Below are 17,911 nucleotides of genomic sequence, written 5' to 3'. Positions count from 1 at the left end.
CCGAAGGAAATGGTGGACGCATTAGGGCTCGAACCTGGGACCTGCCGATTAAGAGTCATATCTTCGAACATCGCAGCGCATCGCTGCTAATTGTACCGAGCGCAGTTCGGGCCGCTCGAAGTCCATGCCGCCGTTCTTGTGGACCGGTGCTCGGAACCGTTTGAGTCAGGATATCGGCTTGAGCTCCGAACCGAACCCCCAGTCGTCATCGCGGGCGGGCGTCATTGCGACGCCGCCAGGCGAAACTGTGAGAACGTCAGCGTGGCCAAACCCTTTTGAATAATCGAGAATCGTCACGATCGCCGGATATGCGCGCATGACAACTGAATGTGATGGTTTCGGCCGCTCCAGCTTCCGCAGGCCCGGATGCCGTTCGAGAAGCATGCGGATTGCCTCCTTGCGCTGCGCGGCGTCCCTGATTTCGGAAGCGTGCGCCGCAATCGACAGCGCGGTTATTGTCGAGGGGTCATGGAAGTCCTGGCCGATGACGATCGAAACGCGATCGTCATTCTCGATATTGGCGAACTTCTGACTGCCGCGTGAGATCACGAAGTAGAGGAGCAGCCCATCATTCGCATAGCTGACCATCGTCGCCTGAGGCCATCCGTCCGGCCGGACGGTCGCGAGCGCCATCAGGCGGTGCTGCCCGAGAATATCGATGGCTTTCTGTTCCATCCGAATCTCCTGCTCCGCCCGAAATACCAGCCGCTCCCTCCAGCGACCTTAGGTGAATCTCCTGATTCTCGCAGGCCCTCGGAATGGCCGATTATCGCATTCGCGCTGGCGAAGGTCCAGCAATGGCAGGAGAACGAACATGCAAAGCGCCCAATCGGTGATGGAGCAGTCGTCAAAGCCGATCCTGAAATCGGCAATGACTCCGCCGGGGATCAAGACGATCCTCTTCCATGTTCATAATGACGACGGCCTGGGGAACCGGATCGAAGTTGCGCTGTCGATCGCCAGGGCGTTCGGGGCGCATCTCCATCTCCTGCATGTCACGCCCATCGAAGCATATACGGTCACTGACGCGTTCAGCGTTTTTGTCAGCCCGCAGATCATGGCCGTACTGGAGGACGAATCCGCGAAGCTGCGCGAGAAACTGCAACAGCAGCTCGCGAACGAGGACGTCAGCTGGGGTTACGAAGATGTGACCGGCGAATTGATGCGGAACCTCATTCACCGAGCCGCACTCGCCGACATGGTTGTCACCGGCCGGCAGCCGCATGAGCGGGAGTTCGGAGGACCCTCGATCGCATTCCTCGGCAACTTGCTGCAAAGCCTCGGGACGCCGCTTCTTGTCGTCGGCGACGACGCTTCAGCGATCGATCCGTTCGGGCCTGCAATCGTCGCCTGGGACGGCAGCCACGAAGCCGCGAACGCATTGCGCGCCGCGATCCCGCTGCTGAAAGTCGCCTCGCAAGTGCGGCTGGTCGCCGTCGAGGAGGCGAAGGAGCGGCAATTCCCGTCAACAGCTGGCCTCGAATATCTGTCGCGGCACGGAGTTCATGCGGAATTGTCGGAGCGACCGCGCATCATGGAAACAGTGGAGCAGGAGATCCTCGACCAGGCTGCGATCGATGGCGCGAGTTACATCGTGATGGGCGGCTACAGTCACAGCCGGGCGGGCGAGTTCCTGTTTGGAGGAGTAACCCGGTCATTGCTCAAGAGGTGCACTGTGCCGCTTTTCCTCACGCGGTAGGGGATGCAGCGGTGAAGGTCGCGGTTTTCAGCAGCAAGCCACACGATCGGCAGTTCCTCGACGCCGCGAACCGCGGTCGGCACGAGCTGCGATACCTGGACTGTCGCCTGACGATCGCGACCGCCGCGCTCGCGAAAGGCTCGTCGGCTCTATGCCTGTTCGCCAACGACCAGGCGAGCGCGACGACGATGATGGCGTTCGCGCACATGGGCGTGGAACTGATAGCGCTGCGCAGCGCAGGCTTCGACAATGTCGACCTGAAGGCTGCTCGAGGCCACGGCATCACCATTGCGCGGGTTCCCGCCTATTCGCCCAATGCGGTGGCCGAGCATGCGTTCGCGCTGCTGCTCAGCCTCAATCGCAAGGTCCACATCGCCTACCAGCGCATCCGGCAGGGCAACTTTTCGCTCGATGGACTGATCGGCTTCGATCTTGCGCGTAAGACCTTCGGGATCGTCGGCGTCGGCAACATTGGATCGGTCGCCGCGGGGATCGCCCGCGGTTTTGGTTGCACCGTCCTGGGGAGTGATCCGGTGCGGCGGGAGGATTGCCGCGGCATTCTCGCTTACGTCGAGCTCGACGAACTGCTGGAGCGGTCGGACATTGTGACCCTTCATTGTCCGCTCGATGACAGCACGCGGCATCTGATTGGCCGCCGCGAGCTCGCGCGGATGAAGCCCGGAGCATTGCTCATCAACACCAGTCGCGGGGCGGTCATCGACACTCGGGCGGTCGTCGAAGCCCTTGAAGCTTGGCGCTTGGGCGGCCTCGCGATCGATGTCTATGAAGGCGAGGGCAATCTGTTCTTCGAGGATCGTTCCGGCGAGCCGATTGCGGACGAACAGTTTTTGCGGCTGCTTCACCTTTCCAATGTGCTGATCACCGGACATCAAGGCTTTCTCACGGTCGAAGCGCTGCAGGAGATCGCGGCAACGACCATCGAGAACATCGATGCATTCGAGCGCACGGGCCGGCCAGTGCATGAAGTCAGGGTGCAGGAGCCCGCCGCGGCGGATGTGCAATAGGGCAAGTTCCTGAAAAATACCTACGGGGCATTGCGTAACGAGCCGCACTCACAGGCAGCTTAGTCTTCCGATCGGGCTCGTGATGGGAACCGCGACACGATGAAGATGCTCTTCTCCGCAATGCTGCTCGCCGCGGCTGCCCCGTGCGCGGCGCAAGAGGTCGATCTCGAATCCGGCTCCGTCGTGCAGGCGGTCACCCAGTTGAAAGCCGGCCAGTATGTGTGGGCTCCCGAAGTGGCCCCCCGCGGCCCAATGCTGCTCATCGTCAATGTCGGAACCCAGCGCGCAGTTCTTTTCCGTAACGGCGTTCCAATCGCCGCATCGACTGTCTCGACCGGCCGTCCCGGGCACGCCACGCCGACCGGCGTTTTCACAATTCTCCAGAAGCATGTGGAGCATTACTCGTCGCTCTACGACAATGCGCCGATGCCTTACATGCAGAGGCTCACCTGGCGGGGCGTCGCGCTGCACGCGGGCAATCTTCCCGGCTATCCGGCCTCGCACGGCTGCATTCGTTTGCCGGCCGAGTTTGCCAAGCTGCTCTATGGTGAGACGAAGATCGGCATGACGGTTGTGATTACCCATGAGCAGAGCCTGCCGCGAGTAGCTCCAACACCTGGCATTTTGTCGCAAGGCGCGGAGACGACGGGCCTCGACAGCGGCTTCGTCTGGAAACCGGAAAAAGCCCCGGACGGACCGGTTTCGATCCTCGTTAGCACCGCTGACCGGCGCGCGATCGTCATCAGGAACGGATTGGTCATCGGGTCGGCGCCGGTGAGCGTGGATGGGCCAGTCACGGGAACATGGGCATACGCACTGAAGAATATCGATGCAGCGGGGCAGCACTGGGTCCGCATGGCGCTATCGGCAAAGCCAAGCGACGGTGATGAAATTGCGAAGAGCGAGTGGTCGCGCTTCCACGCATCCGACGACTTCCGGCGCGCCGTCGCCGGAATCATCGAGCCGGGCACTACGATCATCGTGACTTCCGATTCAGTGGCCGCGAACGGCGTCAAGCCGGTGACCGTCCTGGAAGGGCCGCAGCAATGATCGCTGCAATGTTGCTGATGCTTTCCCAAACAGGCGCCGCAACTGCCGCCGACATTCACGGGGAGTGGGTTAACAAGGGAGCGACGGCGATCATCCGCATCGCCGATTGCCCGACCGGCCTGTGCGGCACAGTGATATGGAGCACGCCCAAGGCGCAGAGCGACGCAGCTCGCGGAGGCACAGCCGAGCTCAACGGGACGGTCGTGATGTCGGGTTTCGTGCCGGCATCCGAGCGGCGATGGCGCGGCAGGCTGTTTCTCCCCGACCAAAATCGGATGGTGAGGGTGGCGATTGAGCTCCGCGGCGCAAACGAATTGCGGGTCAAGGGTTGTGAGCTGGGAGGACTCGTATGCAGGAGCCAAACGTGGACACGGCGATCGGCAGGGTAGAGGCGCTGACGGCTGCGTCTGCCGCGGGTTCGTGGCCGACGCCACGGGCGCCGGTGCTGCCGCGCCTCTCGTGCGCGCGGCCCTAGACTGATATCCCGACGCTCGAGGGGATGCCCATTTGACATCGCCAGCTTTGGAGCTTGGCGCCGGCCTCGCGGTTGGCCTGATGATCGGCATTGAACGCGGCTGGCGGCTGCGTCGCGAGAAGAGTGGAAGTCGAGTCGCGGGTGTCCGCACATTCACACTGTTGGGCATTGCCGGAGCGCTCGCGGGCATTCTCGGTAAGGTCGTCCATCCGCTTGTTACAGCTGCTATCGTTGCCGCCCTGTCGGCATTGCTGATCATCGGCTTCGTCCGTGATCGAGCGAGGAAGGACGTGACCAGCGCCGTTGCGGCGCTTCTCGCCCTGTCTTTGGGCGTTTTGGTCGGAACCGGGCAAGCGGCACTTGGCGTGGCTGCATCCGCGGTAGTGACATTGATCCTGGCGACGCGAACCGAGTCTCACAAGTTCGTATCGCGCCTCAACACCACGGATGTGCAGGCATTCGCTCGATACGCAGTGATCGCCGCCGCCGTTCTCCCATTCCTGCCGAACCGAGCCGTCGGCCCGCTCGATGCCTGGAACCCGTTCCAGCTCTGGTTAGTGATTGTGCTCGTTACGAGCTTCTCATTCCTGGGATATATCGCGAACCGCACCATCGGCGAGCGGCGCGGCATCCTTGCGATTGCGCTCATCGGCGGTGCGTATTCCTCAACCGCCGTCACTGCTTCCTTCGCCCAGCGCCTCGGTGCTGGTGAGGAGGGACCGCTTTCGGCCGGAATCCTTATCGCGTCGGCGGTCATGTATCTGCGTGTGATCCTGCTAGTGGCGATCCTCTCGCCGTCGACACTGCTCTCATTTCTTGCAGTGATTGGACCTGCCGCCCTTTTCGGCCTCGCCGTGGCGGTAATCGGCTGGTTTCGCGCACCCAGTCAGGCGGGCGCAAACGTGCGTCTCACCCGAAACCCGATCGAGTTGCTTCCGGCGTTCGGCTTCGCTGCCATCGTTGCTGCAGGCGCACTTGCAACGCGATGGGCACAACAAGGCTTCGGTCAATCGGGCATCGCCACCTCGTTGTTCGTGACTGGAACCTTCGATGTCGACGCTGCGATCGTCACGCTCTCGGGGCTGCCCGTCCACGCGATTGAACGAAATCTCGCGGCACTTGCCATCGCCGGCACCATCATCGCTAACATGCTGCTCAAAATGTTGGTCGCCGGGATCTATGCTCGGAAGGCCAGCGGCTGGACTATGGTCGGCCTTGGAACAAGCACGGCAGTGCTCGCCATTTCGGTCGTCGCGGGCCTACTCTTGCATTCCGGACTTATCTGAGGGTTGGAGACGCGGCCCCGCCATTGGTTGGTGAAGATCGACGCCTGCGCGCTGAAGCGGCCCCCGCGGTCACCCAGGAGCACCAGGCGAAGCGAAGGAGAGAGAGGAGGACAAGAATGCCTTCACTGCAAGAGATGCTCTCAAGTGCGAACGACGAAGTCCCGAAGGTTACTGCCGAGGAAGCGCACGAGCTGATAAGCGGCAGGGATGCCCTCCTGCTCGATGTTAGGGATGCTCCCGAGCTTGCGCAGCAGGGCAAACTCAAAGGTGCCGTCAACGTGTCGCGCGGAATGCTCGAGTTTCGTGCAGATCCGAACTGCAGCTATCATGACCCAGAGTTCCGCAAGGACCGGCCGGTCGTGCTCTATTGCGCCTCGGGTGGTCGATCGGCTCTTGCCGGCAAGACCCTGAGGGACATGGGCTACGCTGAGGTCTATAACCTTGGAAGCTTCAAGGACGCCGCTCAATCAGGCTTTCCAAGCGAATTGCAGTAGAAACCGTCGCCCGGAGGGCCTCGCCCCCCGGAATTATTTACTCGACGAAACAACCAAGACTGCTGGCATTTTCAGGCCATGCCTCTGACTACGGAGTTCGCCATCCCGGCTACATCCGTAAAGCCGAAGGGCTTCAGCGGAGCGCCAAGCGCCCGGCGCGCAACGGCTGTGCGCACTTCCACAAGTGCCGCAGCAACCCGAGAAAGACGGCGAGCCAAGCCGCAAGGGCGAAGACGATGAAGCCTCGCGAGACCCCGGCCAGGAAATCGAGGCCGAGAGCTCGCGACAGCTGGAACGTTGCCGTGGTGTACATGCCCAGCGGGAACACCATTCCCCACAACGCCGGCTCGTAGCTGGGCACGTCCCGGCGGATGACATAGCGCCAGGCCATTAACGCGATCAGCAAGGGAATCCACCAAGTCGATGCTGCCCAGAAGAACACGGTAAAACCCGGAAGGAACGGGGCGATCGGGGCCAGCACCGGCCAGTGGCCGATTCGCAGGATCAGCGTCGCTCCCGCGAGAGTGGTGATCGCGACCGCCCCCATGTTGATCCAGTAGGGCGGCGAAAAATCGCGCAACTCGAGCCGCACGAACGTCAGCCGGTAGAAAATGAGCGGGATGATCGCGAGGTAGAGCATGCACCCGATCATAAACATCGCGATGCACAGGAACTGGATTGGCGGGCTGGGTGCGCTCAGCCCGTCGAGGGCGCCGCGCGATACGACGATCGATTGCGTCGCGACCGCGGCGATCAGCCAGGCGCCATTGATTCCGGCGGCCAGGGTCGGTTTGTGCAGCCGGATCGTGACCGCGGTGAAGAAGGCATACATGATCACGAACCACAGGCAGAGACCGAACCACCAAAGGTAGGTCCCGATCGCATGGCCGCCGGCAACGAGGGTCGTCTGCGTCGCAAGCATGCAGGTCGCTGCGACCAAAGTGAAGAATCCCGGCGCCCGCTGGTGATCGAACAAATCGTCGACGACTTTTCGCGGAAAGCGGACGAGCCGCACCAGCGTCAGCGCCCAAAGCGAAAGGTAGAACAGCCAGTTGAGATAGACCAACGCATGCGCGACCAGCAAATGTCCGAGCAGGAAGCTGGCGATGGACACCGCTGAAGTCGCCATGACGAGCGCGAAGTAGCCCGGGAATAGCGTTTCCGCGCCTGCACCGATCGCCGCGAGCAAGTAGGGTCGGGCAGGCGGAACTCCTGCCGTGATGGTGCGCATGATCGACAACGGAGCGCACGCTCGCGCCGCAATCTTTTTCCGTCGATGATCTGGATCAATCGAGAACATCTTGTGATTGGATACTCCACAACCCACAATATGTGGTGGAGGCAATCATGAGTTTTGACGTGGCGCTGGCCGAAGAAATCTGGATCGCGAAATACCGATTCAAGACCGACGAAGGCTCGGGCGATGACAGCTTCGCCGCGACCGCCGAGCGAGTGGCGAGAGCCGTCGCTGCCGCCGAAGCTCTGGAAATCCGAGGCAAATGGGAACAGAGCTTTCGCGAGGCCATCCAGGACTTCCGGTTCATCCCGGCCGGCCGAGTGCTCGCCGGCGCGGGCACGGACCGGGCGGTCACCCTGTTCAACTGCTTCGTCATGGGAACCATCCCGGACAGCCTCGACGGGATTTTCGAGCACCTGAAGCAGGCGGCCTTGACCATGCAGCAGGGCGGGGGTGTCGGAATGGACTTCTCGACGATCCGGCCGAGCGGAAGCCCGGTCAAGGGCGTTGCCGCCGACGCGTCCGGCCCGCTTACATTCATGGACTGCTGGGATTCGATGTGCCGAACCGTCCACTCGGCTGGCCAGCGGCGCGGCGCGATGATGGGGTGCCTGCGGATAGACCATCCAGACATCGAGGCCTTCATTGAAGCCAAGCGCGACCCCGCACGCTTCCGCAACTTCAACCTGTCGGTGCTGGTGACCGATGCATTCATGTCGGCGCTCGGAAGCGATTCCGACTGGCCATTGGTGTTCGGCGGCGAAACCGCCCGCATCGTGCGCGCCCGCGAGCTTTGGGAGAAGCTGATGCGCGCGACTTACGACGTCGCCGAGCCCGGCGTGATCTTCGTCGACCGGGTAAACGCGCAGAACAACCTCGCGCATTGCGAGACGATCAGCGCCAGCAATCCCTGCGGTGAGCAGATGCTTCCTCCGTACGGCGCCTGCCTGCTCGGCTCGATCAATCTCGCGGCCCTTGTCGAGCGGCCATTCGAAGACAGCGCCTTCCTCGACGAAGATCAGCTCGGCGAACTCGCGCGCACTGCGGTGCGGATGCTCGATAACGTCATCGACATCTCGCGCTATCCCTTGCCGGAGCAGGAGGCGGAAGCGAAAGCTAAGCGGCGGCTTGGCCTCGGGATCACGGGGCTAGCCGACGCGCTTCTGTTCTGCGGAGTCGCTTACGGTAGCGGCGAAGCGGTTACGCTGACGCGGCAATGGCTCGCCACGATCAAGCGCGAGGCCTATCGTGCCTCCGCCCTGCTCGCGGCCGAAAAGGGGCCGTTCCCGCTTTACCACGCCTCCATGCTCAAGCGGCCAAACCTTTTGTCGCTGGACGAAGAGACGCGCGCGCTCATCGCCGAGCACGGCCTGCGCAACGGCTGCCTCACGTCGATCGCTCCGACCGGAACGACGTCGCTGCTTGCCGGCAATGTCTCGTCGGGCATCGAGCCGGTGTTCGCATATTCCTACAGCCGTAAGATCCGGCAGCCGGACGGCACCAAGCGCGAGGAGAAGGTCGAGGACTACGCAATGCGCGTCTGGCGACAGGTCAAGGGCGATGCAGTGCCACCACCGCATTTGTTCGTCAGCACCCAGACGCTGTCGCCGTCCGATCATTTGACGATGCAGGCGGCGGCGCAGGCGCTGATCGACAGCTCGATCTCGAAAACCGTCAACTGCCCCGAGGACATCAGCTTCGAAGACTTCGCCGACGTATACATCGAAGGCTACCATCTCGGCTGCAAGGGCCTGACGACCTATCGCCCCAACGCGGTGACGGGATCGGTGCTGAGCGTCGGTGAGACCAAGCCTAAGAAAATGGAAGAGGTGCTCGAGCCAAGAGCGGAGCAGCTTCACGGCACCACCTACAAGCTGAAATGGCCGGAGAGCCCGCACGCGGTTTACGTGACCATCAACGATATCGAGGAGGACGGACAGCGCCGCCCGTTCGAGATGTTCATCAACTCCAAGAACATGGAACATTATGCCTGGACTCTCGGGCTGACCCGGATGGTTTCCGCGGTGTTCCGGCGAAGCTCCGATGTGGCGTTCGTAGCCGAGGAGTTGAAGGCGGTATTCGACCCGCGCGGCGGCGCGTGGATGCAAGGCCGCTACGTCCCGTCGCTGCTCGCGGCGATCGGCGACATCGTCGAGCGGCATCTGAGCGGGGTTGGCGACAGGCCCGTCGAGGCGGAGGCGTTCGAAAGGGAGACTTCCGCCAAGCCGATGCCGCAATGCCCGCAGTGCGGGGCGTCGGCGCTGGTCAAGGTTGAGGGCTGCAACAACTGCCTCGAGTGCGGCTATTCGAAGTGCGGCTGAGCTAGACGGCCGCGACGTGCGCGGCGCTGGACGAGGGCAAATAGGTGTCGAAAGCCGCCGCGACCGCGCGTACCAGCGGACGGCCCTCGTCCGTCACCTCGATCCAGCTTCCCGAGCGGCGGATCAGACCGTCGGCCTGCAGGTGGTCGACAGCCACGTCGACGGTGCCGAGATGCGCGCGGAAGTTGCACATCAGTTGTTCGATGATCGCTGCTCGGCGGCTATCCTCGTCGTTAATCGGGCAGCCCCGCACCGTGGCCAGCCGTCCGTCGCCGATGCGCCGCTCGTAATCCGGGATTTTCGCCGCATTCTGCACGAACCCCTGCGGCAGCCGGCCGATCGCCGAGGCGCCGAATGCAATGAGGTCCGGACAGCGGTCCGTGGTGTAACCCTGGAAATTGCGGTGCAGCCGCCCGCGCCCGGCGGCGATCGCCAAACTGTCGCCGGGAAGCGCGAAGTGGTCGAGGCCGATCTGCCGGTAGCCCGCGGCGACCAACGCTTGCGCAATCGCTGTGGCCTGCGCCTGCCGCGCGGAGTTGTCGGGCAAAGCGGCCTCGTCGATCTTGCGCTGGTGAGGCTTGAACGATGGAACGTGCGCGTAGCCGAACACCGAAAACCGATCCGGTTGGAGCTTGAGCGCCTGCTCAACGGTGTCGAGGCAGGATTCAACCGTCTGGAACGGCAATCCGTAAATCAGGTCGAAATTGATCCCCGGCACGCCTTGGCTTCTGAGGATGTCGACCGCTGCAGCGGTCGTCGAAAAGCTTTGGATGCGGTTGATGGCGGCCTGGACGATTCCATCGAAGCTCTGAACGCCGAGGCTGGCGCGATTCACGCCGGCATGGCCGAAGGCCTGAGCGAGCGGTTCTGTCAGGGTCCTCGGATCCACCTCGACGGCATTTTCCGCTAGGGGGTCGAACTGGAAGGCATCGGCCAGCGCCGCTCTGATCTTTCCGACGTCGCGAGGTGTAAGCAGGGTCGGTGAGCCGCCGCCCCAGTGCAGATGCCCGATCTTCAGCTGCGAGCGTAGCTCCGAGGACACGAGCCGGATTTCTCGGACGAGAGAGTCCACGTAGCGGCTCACCGGCGGCTGCCGGCGCGTGACCGTGGTATGGCACCCGCAATACCAGCACATCTCGCGGCAGAAAGGGATGTGGACGTAAACGGAGACGGTGGAACCGCCGTTAAGCGACCGAAGCCAGCGCCGGTATTCGGTTCCATCGATGGCAGCGGAGAAGTTGGGGGCGGTGGGATAGCTCGTATAGCGAGGTACGCGCATCGCGGCGTACCGGGCGAATGTGTCGGGAGGGATCATCTCCGTAAAGCTACGGAATGGAAGGCGGCCTCTCGTTGATCTAAATCACCGTCTGAAGGCGCCGCGCGACTAGAGCGCCAGGCAAGAAGAGGCGTGGAAACGAGCGTGAATCCCTCCAATCCGATGATCGACAGCTTTGGCCGGCGGATTACTTACGTCCGCATGTCGGTCACCGACCGCTGCGACCTCCGCTGCCGCTATTGCATGGCCGAGCGTATGACCTTCCTCCCGAAGAGCGATGTGCTCAACCTCGAGGAGATTGTCGAGCTCGCCGATATTTTCATTGCGCGCGGAGTCAAAAGAATCCGGCTCACCGGCGGCGAGCCGCTCGTTCGCAAGGGCGTCGACCAGCTCGTTTCTGCGCTTGGGGCACGAATCGGCGGCGGCCTCGACGAGCTCACCATGACCACCAACGGGACGCAGTTGGCGCATCACGCGCAGCCGCTATTCGATGCGGGTATTCGGCGGATCAACGTCAGCCTCGACAGCCGCGATCCTGACCGCTTCCGGCACATCACGAGGCGAGGCGACCTGATTCAGGTTCTCGACGGCATTGATGCCGCGGACGAGTCGGGGATCAAGATCAAGATCAATATGGTCGCGCTCAGGGGCCTCAACGATGACGAGTTCGCGCCGATGCTGCGCTGGTGCGGTTCGCGAGGTTTCGACCTGACGCTGATAGAGACCATGCCTTTGGGTGAGGTCGAAGAGGACCGGACCGAGCATTACCTGCCGCTGAGCGAGGTCCGCGAGCGGCTGACACGCGACTTCGAGCTCGTTCCGTCCATTGCCCGCACCGGCGGGCCGGCGCGCTATTTCGAGGTCGAGGGGCTCGGCGTTCGGCTCGGCCTGATCACGCCGCTAACGCACAATTTCTGCGACGGGTGCAACCGCATCCGCGTTGCGGCGACCGGCACGGTTTATGGTTGCCTTGGTCACGAACAAAAGGTGGAGCTGCGTGATTTACTTCGCGGCGGCGGGGCTGTGGCAGTCGATCGCGCGCTCGGCCAGCTGCTCGCGGGAAAGCCCAAGGGGCACCAGTTCAGAATTCAGGAACCGAAACCGGCGGTCGCAAGGCATATGTCGGTAACTGGCGGTTAGGCCGCGATCGATCTGATCTGGATCATCGCAGCGCCCTCGAATGCGTCTAGCAATGCCTCAGTGCCGAGCGCTCCCCTTTCGGTACTGCAACCGAGGTCGGACGAATTCTCGCCCGACCCCCCGTATCAAGCCCCGGCCACCCCATCTTGCTCGGCCGGGGCTTTTATGGACGGTGCAGCTGGATTTCAGCTCTTCGCACCTCGCCGCGCCACATCCCGTATCCACGTGAGGCCGCGGATTGCCCGCGGCCAGCCCAGCGTGGTGATCGCCAGGAATGCCACATGCTCCAGCTCCTCAGCGGAGAGGCCTTCGGCGACGCCGCGGCGCGAGTGGGAATGAGTGGCGCCCTCGCTGTCCGCCCCGATCGCGAGCGCGAGATTGACGAGTCGCTGCTCGCGCTCGTTGAGCGGGCCCGCCTTCCCTGTTTGCTCGCCGAGCGCCTGGAATGTGCGCCAGAGATCCGGATTGTCCCTGGCTACCTGTCCTGCAGTGCCGGGCAATTCGACTTGCGGCGCGTCGCTGATGTCGCGGGGGTCGCTCATTCGCTTCTCTCCTCCGTATAATTCCTGATCGTAACGGCGCGCGAAATCAACGATCTGACCGCTCCACCATATTTGCGGCCGGCAAGATTCATCCGGCGCATCAAAGATGGAGAATTCTATGGTTGAGCATCCCGGCGTTTCGGAAGGGCAGCGCCGCTGGGCACTCGCCGCGAGCACCGTCGCTTTCACTGCTTGCTTCGCCGTCTGGACGATCTTTTCGATCATCGGAATCAAAATTCAGAAGGATCTGGGACTCTCCGATACGGAGTTCGGGCTTCTCGTCGGAACGCCGATCCTCACGGGGTCGATCTCGCGCCTTTTCATCGGAATCCTCGCCGACCGGTTCGGCGGTCGGATCGTCATGTCGCTAATTATGGCCATCGCCGCCGCGGCCGCATTCGGCCTGTCGTACGCGCACACCTATCCGCAGTTCCTTGCCGCCGCTCTCGTCATGGGTTTGGCGGGGGGCAGCTTCGCCGCGGGCGTCGCTTATGTCGCGCGCTGGTTTCCGAAGGAGCGGACCGGAACGGCGCTCGGAATCTTCGGGATGGGCACGTTCGGCTCGGCGATCACGAACTTCTCGTCGTTCGTGATGGTGGCGCTCGGCTGGGTGACGGTCGCGCGAATATGGGCGGTCGCGCTCGCCGCGGTCGCAATCGCATTCTACCTGTTCACCAGGGACGATCCGATCGCTGCGAGCCAACGGCGCGGTGCGGCGAGGATCCCGCTCGCCACTCAGCTGGAGTCGTTGAAGAAGCTGCAGGTGTGGCGCTTCGCGATCTATTATGCCTTCGTGTTCGGCGCCTTCGTCGCGCTCGCGCTGTGGCTGCCCCGCTATTACATCGGCGCATACGGGCTGTCGGTCGCGACCGCCGGCTTCCTGGCCACCGCTTATTCACTGCCGGGAAGCGTGTTCCGGGCTGTCGGGGGCTGGCTTTCGGACAAGTTCGGCGCGCGCAATATCATGTACGCGACTTTCGGCGTGTCGATGATCACGACGTTCCTGCTGAGCTATCCGACCACACGCTACGTCGTTCAGGGAATCGATGGTCCGATCGAGTTCACCCTTGCGATGGGCGTCGCTCCGTTCGCCGTGCTGACCTTCGTCCTCGGCCTGTTCATGAGCTTCGGAATGGCCGCGGTCTACAAGCACATTCCCGTTTATTACCCCGACAACGTCGGTTCAGTCGGAGGTCTGGTCGGAATGATCGGCGGACTGGGCGGCTTTGCTCTTCCGATCGCCTTCGGCGCTATGGCCGACCTGACCGGGGTGTGGACCAGCTGCTTCATGCTGCTCTTTCTCCTTGTTTCCGGGGCGATGCTGTGGATGCACCTCGCCGTCCGGCGCATGGAGCGGCGCAGGGTCCCGCAGCTTCGTAACCTGCCTCAGCTGCCGGAAATGGAAGGGTTGGGAGCGGGCCCGCCGCCAGCTCATGCGCCCGCAGGTATCGCAACGCAGGCGATCCGACCGCACCTCTACGCTGGCGTGGTGGCAGCCGAATAGCGCCGCCGCCACGGCGAGCATCAGGGATATTCCGTATTCTCCCGCGGCCACCGCATCTGCATTGCGAACCATGATCTGAATCGATGGCCGACACGACCGACTTGTTCGACGGCGGCGCGGCACATTCCGGGGATTTTGATGAGCCACTTTCTCGACCGGCTGACGTTCCTCAGGAAGAACGTAGGCACCTTCTCGAACGGCCACGGGGTCGTCACCAACGAGGACCGCAGCTGGGAGGACGGCTATCGCGGCCGCTGGAGCCACGACAAGATCGTCCGCTCGACCCACGGCGTGAATTGCACCGGAAGCTGCTCGTGGAAGATCTACGTCAAGGACGGAATCGTCACTTGGGAAACCCAGCAGACCGATTACCCTCGCACCCGGCCGGGCCTTCCCAACCATGAGCCGCGCGGCTGCGCGCGCGGCGCCAGCTACAGCTGGTATTTGTACAGCGCGAACCGCGTCAAGCACCCGATGATCCGCAAGAAGCTGGTCAAGCTGTGGCGGACCGTGCGCGCGGAAAGCGCCGACGCGGTCGAAGCGTGGAAGACCATCGTCGAAACCCCGGAATATGCTGCCCGCTACAAGAAGGCGCGCGGCATGGGCGGCTTCGTCCGCGTCACCTGGGACGAAGCGAACGAGATCATCGCCGCCGCCAACGTCTATACGACGGAGACCTACGGGCCCGACCGTGTCGCGGGCTTCTCGCCGATCCCGGCCATGTCGATGGTCAGCTACGCGGCCGGCGCACGGTATTTGTCGCTGATCGGCGGAGTCTGCCTCAGCTTCTACGACTGGTATTGCGATCTTCCGCCGTCCAGCCCGCAGACCTGGGGCGAGCAAACCGACGTTCCGGAAAGCGCCGACTGGTACAATTCGACTTTCCTGATGCTGTGGGGCTCGAACGTCCCCCAGACCCGCACCCCCGACGCGCACTTCTACACCGAGGTCCGTTACAAGGGCGCGAAGTCGGTCGTGGTCTGCCCCGACTATTCCGAAGCGTCAAAATTCGCCGACCTGTGGATGGCGCCCAAGCAGGGCACCGACAGCGCGCTTGCAATGGCGCTCGGTCATGTCGTGCTCAAGGAATATCACGTCGACCGGCAGGCCCAATATTTCCGCGATTATTGCCGCAAATATTCCGACATGCCGATGCTTGTCCGGTTGGTGAAGCGCGGCGACGGCTATGTCCCCGAGCGCTTCGTCCGCGCGTCCGATTTCGACGGTTCGCTCGACGAGGCCAACAATCCCGAATGGAAGACCGTTGCGATCGACGAGACCAGCGGCGAGATCGTCACTCCGTTGGGCTCGATCGGCTTCCGCTGGGGCGAAAAGGGCAAGTGGAACCTCGAGGAGCGCGACGGTAAGGACCGCGAGGTCAAGCTGGCGCTGAGCCTCGCCGACCGTTGGGAAGCAATCGTCGGCGTCGACTTTCCCTATTTCGGTTCAGGCCCGCAGAGTCCCTATTTCACAAGTACGGATCACGGCGACGTTCTTCGCCGCAACGTGCCGGTGAAGCGATTGAAGTTGCAGGACGGCGAGGCGTTGGTGGCCACCGCCCACGATCTCATCATCGCGCACTACGGCGTTGACCAGGGTCTCGGCGGCGATGTCGCCGCCTCGTTTGACGACGATGTGCCGTTCACTCCGGCCTGGGCTGAGAGGATCACCGGCGTGCCGCGCGACCAGATTATCGCCACCGCGCGCGATTTCGCCACCAACGCCGAGAAGACCAACGGTAAGTCGATGGTCATCCTCGGGGCCGGTCTCAACCACTGGTACCACATGGACATGACCTACCGGGGGATCATCAATCTCCTGGTGTTCTGCGGCTGCGTCGGTCAGTCGGGCGGCGGCTGGTCGCACTATGTCGGGCAAGAGAAGCTTCGCCCGCAGACCGGCTGGACTCCCCTTGCATTCGCGCTCGACTGGCACCGGCCGCCGCGGCACATGAATGGCACCAGCTACTGGTATGCCCACTCCGACCAGTGGCGCTACGAGAAGCTGGCGACCGATGAGATCGCATCGCCGACCAGCGACATCGACGTTTCGGGAACGCTCATCGATTTCAATGTTCGCGCGGAACGCATGGGCTGGCTTCCATCGGCACCGCAGCTCGAAACCAACCCGCTCGACATCGGCCGCAAGCTGAAGGGCGAGGCCGCCGCTACGAAGGTCGCTCGCGAGCTCAAGAACGGCAAGCTCCGAATGAGCTGCGAGGACCCGGACAATCCGAAGAACTTCCCCCGCAATCTATTCGTGTGGCGCTCGAACCTGCTCGGCTCGTCCGGCAAGGGGCACGAATATTTCCTTAAGCACCTGCTCGGCACGCAGCATGGCGTACAGGGGAAAGATCTGGGCGAAGACGGCGGGCAGCGGCCGGACGAAGTCGTGTTCCACGACGTAGCGCCGGAAGGGAAGCTCGACCTGCTCGTGGCGATCGACTTCCGGATGTCGACGACCGCGGTCTATGCCGACGTCGTCCTTCCCACCGCCACCTGGTACGAGAAGAACGACCTAAATACGTCCGACATGCACCCGTTCATCCACCCGCTGTCGAAAGCGGTGGACCCGGCTTGGGGCGCGCGCAGCGACTGGGAGATCTTCAAGGGAATCGCGAAGAGCTTTTCGGAAGTTTGCCAAGGCCACCTTGGCAAAGAAACCGACGTGGTGCTCGTCCCGCTGCAGCATGACACGCCCGGCGAGCTCGGCCAGCCGCTCGACGTCAAGGACTGGAAGAAGGGCGAATGCGACCCGCTGCCCGGCAAGACGATGCCGGCAGTCGTGACCGTCGAGCGCGACTATCCGGAGACCTATAAGCGCTTCACCTCGATCGGGCCGCTGCTCATGAAGCTCGGCAATGGCGGCAAGGGGATCAGCTGGAACACCGACCATGAGGTCGATTTCCTGGCCGCACTGAACGGCAAGGATGAAGACGGACGGCCTAAGATCGACACCGACATCGACGCCTGCGAAATGATCCTGAGCCTAGCGCCGGAGACCAACGGCGAAGTCGCGGTGAAGGCGTGGAAAGCGTTATCGGAGTTCACCGGTCGCGGGCACGCGCATCTCGCGAGTGCCCGCGAGGACGAGAAGATTCGCTTTCGCGACGTCCAGGCGCAGCCGCGCAAGATCATCTCTTCACCCACCTGGTCAGGGATCGAAAGCGAGACGATCAGCTACAACGCTGGCTGGACGAACGTTCACGAGCTGATCCCGTGGCGAACCCTCACCGGTCGACAGCAGCTTTACCAGGACCACCCGTGGATGCGCGCGTTCGGCGAGGGCTTCACCACCTACAAGCCGCCGATCGACACCAAGGCCATCGAGCCGGTGCTGGGCAAGCGCGGCAACGGCAATGGCGAGTTGGTGCTGAATTTCATTACGCCCCACCAGAAGTGGGGCATCCACTCGACCTATTCCGACAATCTCATGATGCTCACGCTCAATCGCGGCGGGCCGGTCGTGTGGATCAGCGAGGAAGACGCGAAACGCGTCGGGATCGAGGACAATGACTGGATCGAGGCATTCAACGTCAACGGCGCCCTGAACGCCCGCGCCGTGGTGAGCCAGCGCGTCCCGTCCGGCATGTGCATGATGTATCACGCTCAGGAAAAGATCGTGAACGTGCCGGGGTCGGAGATCACCGGCATGCGCGGCGGGATTCACAACAGCGTGACGCGCGCGATCGTCAAGCCGACGCACATGATCGGCGGCTACGCGCACCAGGCCTACGGCTTCAATTACTACGGAACCGTCGGCTCCAACCGTGACGAGTTCGTGGTGCTTCGCAAGATGAGCAAGGTCGACTGGATGGACGAGCCGGCTGAGCCGGTTGCGGCCGCCTGAGGAGTATCGAGTC

General features: G+C 62.8%; 14 protein-coding genes. 10 read left to right on the top strand and 4 right to left on the bottom strand.

From position 1 onward, the window contains the following. Window positions 1–165: 165 nt before the first annotated feature. The gene (locus GH737_RS00175; protein ID WP_155262841.1) at window positions 166–675 is read right to left on the bottom strand and encodes a pyridoxamine 5'-phosphate oxidase family protein; all 510 of its coding nucleotides are present in this window, start codon (window positions 673–675) and stop codon (window positions 166–168) included. Window positions 676–814: 139 nt separating this feature from the next. Between GH737_RS00175 and GH737_RS00170 the strand changes: the two genes are divergently transcribed. The 6 genes from GH737_RS00170 (at window position 815) to GH737_RS00145 (ending at window position 6,029) form a co-directional block, all read left to right on the top strand. Next, entirely contained in the window at window positions 815–1,699 is an 885-nt protein-coding gene (locus tag GH737_RS00170) for a universal stress protein (RefSeq protein ID WP_155262840.1), read from the top strand. Between the two features lie 11 nt (window positions 1,700–1,710). Next, window positions 1,711–2,724: a 2-hydroxyacid dehydrogenase gene (locus tag GH737_RS00165; protein WP_155262839.1), complete on the top strand. Its 1,014-nt coding sequence runs from the start codon at window positions 1,711–1,713 to the stop codon at window positions 2,722–2,724. 99 nt (window positions 2,725–2,823) lie between these two features. Then, window positions 2,824–3,774: a L,D-transpeptidase gene (locus GH737_RS00160; RefSeq protein ID WP_230558540.1), complete on the top strand. Its 951-nt coding sequence runs from the start codon at window positions 2,824–2,826 to the stop codon at window positions 3,772–3,774. Then, a complete protein-coding gene (locus tag GH737_RS16040; RefSeq protein ID WP_155262838.1) occupies window positions 3,771–4,163 on the top strand; it encodes a DUF2147 domain-containing protein in 393 nt (130 codons plus the stop codon). Before GH737_RS00160 ends, GH737_RS16040 begins: the two co-directional genes overlap by 4 nt. Before the next feature lie 118 nt (window positions 4,164–4,281). Beyond that, window positions 4,282–5,535, top strand: coding sequence for an MgtC/SapB family protein (locus tag GH737_RS00150; protein ID WP_338061756.1), 1,254 nt, complete (start codon window positions 4,282–4,284; stop codon window positions 5,533–5,535). 116 nt (window positions 5,536–5,651) lie between these two features. Further along, window positions 5,652–6,029, top strand: coding sequence for a rhodanese-like domain-containing protein (locus GH737_RS00145; protein ID WP_155262836.1), 378 nt, complete (start codon window positions 5,652–5,654; stop codon window positions 6,027–6,029). Between the two features lie 133 nt (window positions 6,030–6,162). On the opposite strand, the gene GH737_RS00140 is transcribed toward GH737_RS00145, so the two are convergent. After that, window positions 6,163–7,260 (bottom strand): tellurite resistance/C4-dicarboxylate transporter family protein, encoded by a 1,098-nt coding sequence (locus tag GH737_RS00140; RefSeq protein WP_155262835.1) that lies wholly within the window; start codon window positions 7,258–7,260, stop codon window positions 6,163–6,165. A gap of 116 nt (window positions 7,261–7,376) precedes the next feature. Here GH737_RS00140 and GH737_RS00135 point away from each other — a divergent pair, with 116 nt between their 5' ends. Continuing rightward, window positions 7,377–9,587 carry an adenosylcobalamin-dependent ribonucleoside-diphosphate reductase gene (locus tag GH737_RS00135; protein WP_155262834.1) on the top strand — a complete coding sequence of 737 codons (2,211 nt, stop codon included), beginning with the start codon at window positions 7,377–7,379 and terminating at the stop codon, window positions 9,585–9,587. A gap of 1 nt (window position 9,588) precedes the next feature. On the opposite strand, the gene hemN is transcribed toward GH737_RS00135, so the two are convergent. Beyond that, window positions 9,589–10,902 (bottom strand): oxygen-independent coproporphyrinogen III oxidase, encoded by a 1,314-nt coding sequence (hemN, locus tag GH737_RS00130; protein WP_155262833.1) that lies wholly within the window; start codon window positions 10,900–10,902, stop codon window positions 9,589–9,591. 123 nt (window positions 10,903–11,025) lie between these two features. Between hemN and moaA the strand changes: the two genes are divergently transcribed. Further along, window positions 11,026–12,003, top strand: coding sequence for a GTP 3',8-cyclase MoaA (gene moaA / locus GH737_RS00125; protein ID WP_155262854.1), 978 nt, complete (start codon window positions 11,026–11,028; stop codon window positions 12,001–12,003). Window positions 12,004–12,188: 185 nt separating this feature from the next. Here the strand turns inward: moaA and GH737_RS00120 are convergent, their stop codons facing one another. Further along, window positions 12,189–12,545, bottom strand: coding sequence for a carboxymuconolactone decarboxylase family protein (locus GH737_RS00120; RefSeq protein WP_155262832.1), 357 nt, complete (start codon window positions 12,543–12,545; stop codon window positions 12,189–12,191). A gap of 118 nt (window positions 12,546–12,663) precedes the next feature. Between GH737_RS00120 and GH737_RS00115 the strand changes: the two genes are divergently transcribed. Then, window positions 12,664–14,049, top strand: a complete 1,386-nt coding sequence (locus tag GH737_RS00115) for an MFS transporter (protein ID WP_155262831.1) — start codon at window positions 12,664–12,666, stop codon at window positions 14,047–14,049. A gap of 138 nt (window positions 14,050–14,187) precedes the next feature. Beyond that, window positions 14,188–17,898 carry a nitrate reductase subunit alpha gene (locus tag GH737_RS00110; protein WP_155262830.1) on the top strand — a complete coding sequence of 1,237 codons (3,711 nt, stop codon included), beginning with the start codon at window positions 14,188–14,190 and terminating at the stop codon, window positions 17,896–17,898. Window positions 17,899–17,911: the final 13 nt, after the last annotated feature.

It is taken from the genome of Sphingomonas segetis, assembly GCF_009720245.1.
GTDB classification, from domain to species: Bacteria; Pseudomonadota; Alphaproteobacteria; order Sphingomonadales; family Sphingomonadaceae; genus Sphingomicrobium; species Sphingomicrobium segetis.
This window is presented reverse-complemented; position numbering and strand designations above follow the sequence as displayed.